General features: G+C 32.8%; 7 protein-coding genes. All 7 read left to right on the plus strand.

Features of this window, described 5'->3' with window-relative positions; all coding sequences use genetic code 11:
• The first annotated feature begins 392 nt into the window (after positions 1-392).
• Complete coding sequence (locus ASC72_RS23470; protein WP_056196828.1) at positions 393-839, plus strand: GNAT family N-acetyltransferase; 447 nt, start codon at positions 393-395, stop codon at positions 837-839.
• Between the two features lie 94 nt (positions 840-933).
• Positions 934-2,394, plus strand: coding sequence for a lipopolysaccharide biosynthesis protein (locus ASC72_RS23475; RefSeq protein ID WP_056196831.1), 1,461 nt, complete (start codon positions 934-936; stop codon positions 2,392-2,394).
• A gap of 29 nt (positions 2,395-2,423) precedes the next feature.
• Positions 2,424-2,858 (plus strand): dUTP diphosphatase, encoded by a 435-nt coding sequence (dut, locus tag ASC72_RS23480; protein WP_056196834.1) that lies wholly within the window; start codon positions 2,424-2,426, stop codon positions 2,856-2,858.
• A gap of 182 nt (positions 2,859-3,040) precedes the next feature.
• Positions 3,041-4,057: a sugar phosphate nucleotidyltransferase gene (locus tag ASC72_RS23485; protein WP_056196837.1), complete on the plus strand. Its 1,017-nt coding sequence runs from the start codon at positions 3,041-3,043 to the stop codon at positions 4,055-4,057.
• A 31-nt stretch (positions 4,058-4,088) separates the two neighbouring features.
• Positions 4,089-5,438, plus strand: coding sequence for a lipopolysaccharide assembly protein LapB (locus tag ASC72_RS23490; protein WP_056196839.1), 1,350 nt, complete (start codon positions 4,089-4,091; stop codon positions 5,436-5,438).
• 3 nt (positions 5,439-5,441) lie between these two features.
• Positions 5,442-6,221, plus strand: coding sequence for a DUF4292 domain-containing protein (locus tag ASC72_RS23495; RefSeq protein WP_056196842.1), 780 nt, complete (start codon positions 5,442-5,444; stop codon positions 6,219-6,221).
• Positions 6,222-6,244: 23 nt separating this feature from the next.
• Positions 6,245-7,498 (plus strand): murein hydrolase activator EnvC, encoded by a 1,254-nt coding sequence (locus ASC72_RS23500; protein WP_056196845.1) that lies wholly within the window; start codon positions 6,245-6,247, stop codon positions 7,496-7,498.
• The last annotated feature ends 118 nt before the right edge of the window (positions 7,499-7,616 follow it).

Genomic DNA, 7,616 nt, shown 5'->3' on the forward strand with positions numbered 1-7,616 from the left:
GATTCTTGGAATTACTCAAAACCAAGAATCAATACCATTTTATAAATTTACCATTCAGATAGTGATCTGTGGTGCTTTGTCTTTTGTGGGAACAAACTAGCTTTATCAATCCCAGTGCTCTGTTTTTTTGAGGGTTACATTTCAGCAGAATCAATCCCTTGTGCTTTGTCTTTTGTGGGAACAAACTAGCTTTATTAGTCCCAATGCTTTTCTTTTTTATAAGGGTTGTATTTCTAGCTTTTCTCAATCCCTATGTAGCAAATTTAAGATGAGACTGTTAAAAAAATGTTACATAATTTTTGCCGACAATTTATATATTTCACATGTGTACGTTTTTTGCTATAATTAAGAATGAAAAAAATTGAGTATTTTTGAACTCTATTTTTATTACAATGAAACTACAAATTAAAGAACTCACTACAATAGAAGAAATGCTGGCTCAAATTGATACTATGCGATTTCTTTATCCAAAACTTTCTATTGAAAAATACAAATCATTTCTGTCAGAGATGGTACCACACAATTATATTCAGATTGGTGTTTTTGAAGATGGTGTTTGTCTGGGAATAACGGGTTGTTGGGCTGCTACTAAACTATGGACCGGCAAGTATCTTGAAATCGATAATTTTGTGGTTAATCCGGAGCATCGCTCAAAAGGAATTGGAAAATTACTGACCGATTATATTGAACAAAAAGCTACTGACCTGAACTGCAGCAGTATTGTTTTAGACGCTTTTACAGGAAATTTTGCAGCACATCGTTTTTACTACAATCAGGGTTACGGTCCAAAGGGTTTTCATTTTGTTAAAATTTTGGATGAAAATAAACTAACGCAATAAAAAAGCACTGAAGTTTTTTTATTGAACCTGCAAAATCAGTATTAAACCAAAGAATTGGTTATTTTTGTTTTACAAACTTTATTATTAAATTATTTTGGGATTATATAAAAATCTATTCAAGCAAACTGCAATTTACGGCCTAGCAACAGTGTTACCGCGAATGCTGAGCTTTTTATTGGTAAGATTATATACAGGTATTTTACCAACTGCAGAATATGGCGAGATTTCGATTGTTTTGTCCTGGATGGTTTTCTTTAATGTAGTTCTTTCTTACGGAATGGAAACTGCTTTTTTTAGATTCTATAGTGCCGAAGAAGATAAGAAAAATGTAATTGCAACTTCTACAATTTCAATATTTTGGTCGTCGATAATTTTCTTGTTTGTAGCATTAATTTTTAGAAATACCTTAGCAAGCCTTGCTGAAGTAGATGCACAGTATGTTACCTATTCGGTTTGGATTTTAGTTTTAGATGCTTTGGTGTTAGTACCATTCTCCAAACTTAGGGCCAATCAGAGACCAATGGTTTACGCTGCGATTAAAATTGGAAACGTAATAATCAATTTATTGCTGAATATTTTCTTTTTAATGTATTTACCAAAACTGGCGGCTTCAAATCCTAATTCGGTTTGGGATAATTTATATGTAGAGAATTTCCAGATTGCCTATATTTTCATAGCAAATTTATTGGCGAGTTTAGCCACTTTTGTTGTGCTTTCTCCAAATTATCTTTCGCTAGGACGAAAATTCGATCCGGTACTTTGGAAAAAAATGATGAAATATGGTTTGCCAATTTTGGTTGCCGGACTTGCATTTGCTGTTAACGAACATTTCGATAAAATTCTTTTAGGATATTTATTACCCGAAAACTTGGCTAAATCTGAAGTTGGAGCTTATTCTGCTTGTTACAAGCTTGGATTATTTATGGTTTTATTTGCAACGGCTTTTAGATTAGGAATCGAACCTTTCTTTTTCAGTCATGCAAAGAATGAAAATGCACCTCAGACCTACGCGGTTATCACCAAATATTTTGTGATTTTAGGATCCTTAATTTTATTGGGAGTAATTGTTTTTGCAGATATTTTAAAATTTCTGCTATTGGATAATAAATCATATTGGGAAGCGATGAAAGTAGTGCCGTTAATTATTCTGGCAAACTTCTTTTTAGGAATTTACAACAACTTATCGGTTTGGTATAAACTGACAGACAAAACAAAAATTGGTGCTTATATTTCAATTGTTGGTGCAATAGTAACTTTGGTTTTAAACTATTTCCTGATTCCAAAATACAGTTACTATGGTTCTGCAATTGCAACTATTTCTGCTTACGGAAGCATGATGCTGATTTCTTATATTTTAGGAAATAAATATTACCCTATACCTTATGATATGAATAAAATTGGAGCTTATTTAGGAATTTCAATTGTGTTTTCGGCTATTTCTTTTTATGGATTTAGGGAAAATTATTTCGTTGGAATTCCGTTATTATTAGGCTTTATGTATTTTGTTTATCATAACGAAAAAGATACAATCAAAGGAATTATGAATAGAAAGTAGTCGTACTTTTTAATGTTTTAAATAAAAAAATGAAAATACAAATTATCAATAAATCACAACACGCTTTACCAAACTACGAAACAATTGCTTCGGCAGGAATGGATTTGCGAGCCAACTTAACAGAATCAATAACGCTTAAACCTTTAGAAAGAACGATTGTGAAAACAGGTCTTTTTATTGAATTGCCAATTGGCTACGAAGCGCAGGTACGACCAAGAAGCGGATTGGCTGCAAAAAAAGGAGTAACCGTTTTAAATTCACCGGGAACCGTTGATGCAGATTATAGAGGTGAAATAGGGGTAATTTTAGTAAATTTATCAAATGAAGAATTCGTAATCGAAAACGGAGAACGAATTGCTCAATTAATTATTTCCAAACACGAAAGAGCTGAGTGGATTGAAGTTGAAGAATTATCCGAAACTTCAAGAGGCGCCGGCGGATTTGGTAGTACAGGCGTGAAATAAGTTTTCAGTTTTCAGTTGCAGTTTTCACCATTCATTCGGACTTTGCGACCTTAAAAAGTACAAAATAACTTAGCGAACTTTGCGTATCCCGATAGCTATCGGGATTGCGGCCTTTGCGGTTAAAAATCAAGAACCAACTCAAGAAGATTTTAGATAATCTTTCATAAAAAATAAATACAAAAATGAAAATAATTGTTCCAATGGCGGGCCGAGGCTCGAGACTTAGACCACATACTTTAACGGTTCCAAAACCATTAATTCCAGTTGCAGGAAAATCAATTGTACATCGTTTAGTCGAAGATATTGCTAAAATATTAAAAGAACCAATTGAAGAAGTTGCTTTTATTTTGGGTGATGAAGCTTTTTTTGGTGCTGATCTTGTAACAAGTTTAGAAGATTTGGCAAAAGGTTTAGGAGCAAAAGCATCTATCTATCGTCAGGATTTGCCTTTGGGAACAGGTCATGCAATTATGTGCGCAAAAGAATCTTTGTCAGGACCTGCTGTAATTGCTTATGCAGATACTTTAATCAGAGCTGATTTTGAATTAGATCCTGCTGCAGATGCTGTAATTTGGGTAAAACAAGTAGATCAGCCTGAAGCATTTGGTGTAGTAAAGTTAAATACCAATAATGAAATTATAGAATTGGTTGAAAAACCAAAAGAATTTGTTAGCGATTTAGCCGTTATCGGAATCTATTATTTTAAAGAAGTTGCTGATTTGAAAAAAGAACTGCAAGGCGTTTTGGATAATAATATACAAAATGGTGGAGAATATCAAATCAATGACGGAATCAAAGCAATGATGGCTGACGGAAAAATTTTCAAAACCGGAAGTGTAGATGAATGGATGGACTGCGGAAACAAAGACGTTACCGTTGAAACCAATACCAGAATGTTAGGATTTTTACATAACGATGGAGAACATCTGGTTGATTATAATGTGACATTAGAAAACGCAACGATTATTCCACCTTGTTATATTGGTGAAAATGTAGTGTTGAAAAACGCAACGGTTGGACCAAACGTATCGTTAGGAAAAGGATGCCATGTAATCGACAGTACAATCAAAAACAGTTTAGTTCAGACGTTTTCTCAAATAAAAAATGCTAACTTAGATAATGCGATGATCGGAAACCATGTTAGTTATGATGGTAAGTTTACGAGTATCAGTATTGGAGATTATTCTGTTTTAGAATAAAATAATAATTTAAAATGAAATTATGTAAATGATGAAAAAAGGAGTTTTTGTAATTTTATTTTTCGTTTTGCTTGGCAATTCAATGTCGGTTTTAGCTCAGACTGAACCGGAAGATATTGCTATGGCAACCGATGAATATCAGGACTCTTTTTATGAATCATTAAAACAAAAAGGAATTGAAAATTATGACAAGGCCATTGTATCATTAGAAAAATGTATCAAACTAAAACCTAATGATGCTGTTGCTTATTTTGAATTGGGGAAGAATTATTTTGCTCTAAAAGAATATAGCAATGCTCAATCTTCATTTGAAAAAGCAACACAATTAGACCCAAAAAACAAATGGTATTGGCTTGGAATTTATGATGTAAGTTATGAAACCAAGAATTATCCTTTGGCAATCGAAACGATTCAAAAAATTATCCCGTTTGACGAAGAATATAAAGATGATTTGATTTCATTATACATGTTGACGAATCAGTACGATAAAGCGCTTTTGACGATTAATGAAATGAACGATAAATTCGGGAAATCTGAAGATCGCGAAAGATATAAATTGCAGATCTTATCTCAGGGTAAATATCAAAATTCCGAGATTGCTAATTTGATTGATCAGATTAAACAAAATCCGAAAGAAGAATCAAATTATGTTAACCTGATTTTTTTATATTCAAAATCAGAAGAAACAGATAAGGCTTTGGATGTTGCAAAACAATTGGCAAAAGAAATTCCAAATTCTGAATGGGCTCAGGTAACTTTGTTCAAAGTGTATTTAGATGGCAATAAAGCAGATCAGGCAATTAAATCGATGAATGTTATTTTGTCAAGTTCAAAAATTGATTCAAAAATAAAGCATCGTACGCTAAATGAGTTTTTGATTTATGTGAATAAAAATCCGCAATATGCTCCAGATTTAGAGAAAGCAATTGCTTATTTTGACAACGATCCGAATGTCGATGTTGCAAAAGAAATTGGGAAATTTTATCACAGTAAAGGTCAATTTGAAAATGCCATTAAATATTACGAAAAAGATTTAAAGGCAAATTCAGATACAGATCGCGAAACCAACTTGCTTTTGCTTGAAGCGTATACGCAGGCAAAACAGTTTGAGCCGATGACAAAAAGAGCTATGAATATGATTGAAGTGTATCCGAGCCAGCCTCAATTTTATTATTATGCAGGCTTAGGAAACAATAAGTTACAACAATTTAAGAATGCAAAAACCGTTTTAGAAATGGGACTTGATTATGTAGTCGATGATAAAACGCTTGAGGCAAATTTTAATATTCAGCTTGGAGAGGCATACAATGGATTAGGAGATGCTAAGAAAAAAGAGGAATACTTTTTGAAGGCAAATGAGTTATTAAAACAAAAGAAGTAGAAAATGAAAAAATATATAGCGCTAGTATTGATGTCGGTTTTTGTGATTTCATGTAAATCCAAAGCCGTTGCAGTACAAAATACAGATAAACCTGTAGAAGCACCAAAAGAGGACAGAAAAGCAATAGCAAAACATTATGACAATAAATTAGATTTCAAAACATTAAATATAAAAGCAAGCGCTAAATATGAAGATGAAAAACAAAGTCAGAATGTAACTGCCGAAATCAAAATTGAAAAAGACAAGCAAATTTTAGTAAGTGTTCGTTTTCTCGGAATCACAATGGCAAAGGCATTGATCACACCTACTACAGTAAGTTACTACGAAAAAATAAAAGGTACTTATTACGAAGGTGATTTTACAAGTTTAAGCAAATGGCTTGGAACTGAATTAGACTACAGCAAAGTTCAGAATTTATTGGTTGGAGAAGCTTTGGATGATTTAAGAAAAGGAAAATACACACAGACCATTGTAGAAAATCTTTTTAAGTTGGAAGATGAAAAAGAAGCTAAAATAAAAAAGACATTTTATTTAGATTCAGAAAAATATTTGCTGCAAAAAGAGGAAATTTTACAACCTGCAGAAAACAGAATGTTAGCAATAAAATATTCTGATAGTAAAACTTTTGATCAGGGAATACTCCCAACCAAAATCGAAATTAATGCTGTTCAGCCAAAAGGGAAGACCGATATTAATTTAGAATATAATAATATTACGTTTAATGAAGAACTTTCTTTCCCATATAGTGTTCCAAGTGGGTATAAAAAAGTTATAATTAACTAAATTTGCAAAAAGAAAAAAGAAACATGCCAAAATTTCTCCTAAGCCTAATTTTTATTTGTGCCACAACTTTCATGTGGGCGCAGGATTCGCAACAAGAAAAACTGGAGCAGCGTAAAGCTCAGATTCAGCAGGAAATTAGAGATAATGAAAAAATGCTGCAGTCTGTAAAGAAAAAAGAAAAATCGGCTGTAAATGTATTTTTGATTCAGGCGAATAAAATTAAACTGAAAGAAAAACTGATCAATACGACTGCCCGACAAGAGAAGATTTTAAACAATGATATGTACATTAACCAACTTAAGGTTAATAAACTGAAGCGAGAATTAGCAGTTTTGAAAGAAGATTATGCAAAGATGATCCTGAAATCATACAAAAGCCGTTCGGAGCAAAGCAGAGCAATGTTTATTTTATCTTCTGAAAGTTTTTTACAGGCTTATAAAAGAGCACAATATTTAAAACAATATACTAATTTCAGAAAAAATCAAGGTTTAGAGATTCAATCAAAAACGGCTCAGTTGGTTGATTTTAATGCAAAATTAGATAGTCAAAGACAAGTAAAGAAAAAAATTATTGCTGAAAACCAAAAGGAAAAGCAAAGCTTAGAAGTTGAAAAGAAGGAGCAGCAAAAATTAGTAAACTCTATTAAAAAAGATAAAAATAAAATTATTGCTGACACCAGAAGCAAACAAGCAGAAGCAAAAAGAATCGACAGACAAATTGATCGTTTGATTCGTGAAGCGATTGCTGAAGCGAATAGAAAAGCTGCTGCAGAAAGAGCAAAAGACAATCCGGGATCAACAGCATCTACGGCTCCGGTTTCATCATCTAAAATTGCTTTGACACCAGAAGGAAAAATCCTGGCTGCCGATTTTAAAGCAAACCGTGGAAAATTGCCCTGGCCTGTAGAAAAAGGATTTATTTCATTAGGATATGGTGATCAACAACATCCATTATATCCAAATTTAACCGTTCATAATTCAGGAGTGGAGATTACAACAGAATCTGGAGCGACTGCGCGTGCCGTGTTTGAAGGTACTGTCTCAAGTGTTATCGTTTTATCTCCAATCAACAGAGCAGTTATGATTCAGCATGGAGATTATTTCACCGTTTATCAAAATTTAAGTCAGGTATTTGTAGAAAAAGGAGATAAGGTAAATATCAAACAAAGTATCGGAAAAGTGAGAACTAGTGGTGATACCGGAAAAACAATCATTAAGTTTTTGATTCTTCAAAATACATCAAATAATAATCCGGAAGGATGGTTGCAAAACAGATAAAAAAAGGGAGCTAATTTAAGAGGGCACTGAAAAACATCCCTTATTTTAATCAGGTTTATTTTTTAGACAACAAAAAAACGCTTATAACGGGATTTAAAAAGATCCGTTGTAAGCGTTT

This window comes from Flavobacterium sp. Root420, assembly GCF_001427905.1.
In the GTDB taxonomy this organism is placed as follows: Bacteria; Bacteroidota; Bacteroidia; order Flavobacteriales; family Flavobacteriaceae; genus Flavobacterium.

Excerpts from the sequence above, each read along its gene's own strand:
- ASC72_RS23470 (WP_056196828.1), top strand. The coding sequence starts at position 393 with ATGAAACTACAAATTAAAGAACTCACTACAATAGAAGAAATGCTGGCT.
- dut (WP_056196834.1), top strand. The coding sequence starts at position 2,424 with ATGAAAATACAAATTATCAATAAATCACAACACGCTTTACCAAACTAC.
- ASC72_RS23485 (WP_056196837.1), top strand. The coding sequence starts at position 3,041 with ATGAAAATAATTGTTCCAATGGCGGGCCGAGGCTCGAGACTTAGACCA.
- ASC72_RS23490 (WP_056196839.1), top strand. The coding sequence starts at position 4,089 with ATGAAAAAAGGAGTTTTTGTAATTTTATTTTTCGTTTTGCTTGGCAAT.
- ASC72_RS23495 (WP_056196842.1), top strand. The coding sequence starts at position 5,442 with ATGAAAAAATATATAGCGCTAGTATTGATGTCGGTTTTTGTGATTTCA.
- ASC72_RS23500 (WP_056196845.1), top strand. The coding sequence starts at position 6,245 with ATGCCAAAATTTCTCCTAAGCCTAATTTTTATTTGTGCCACAACTTTC.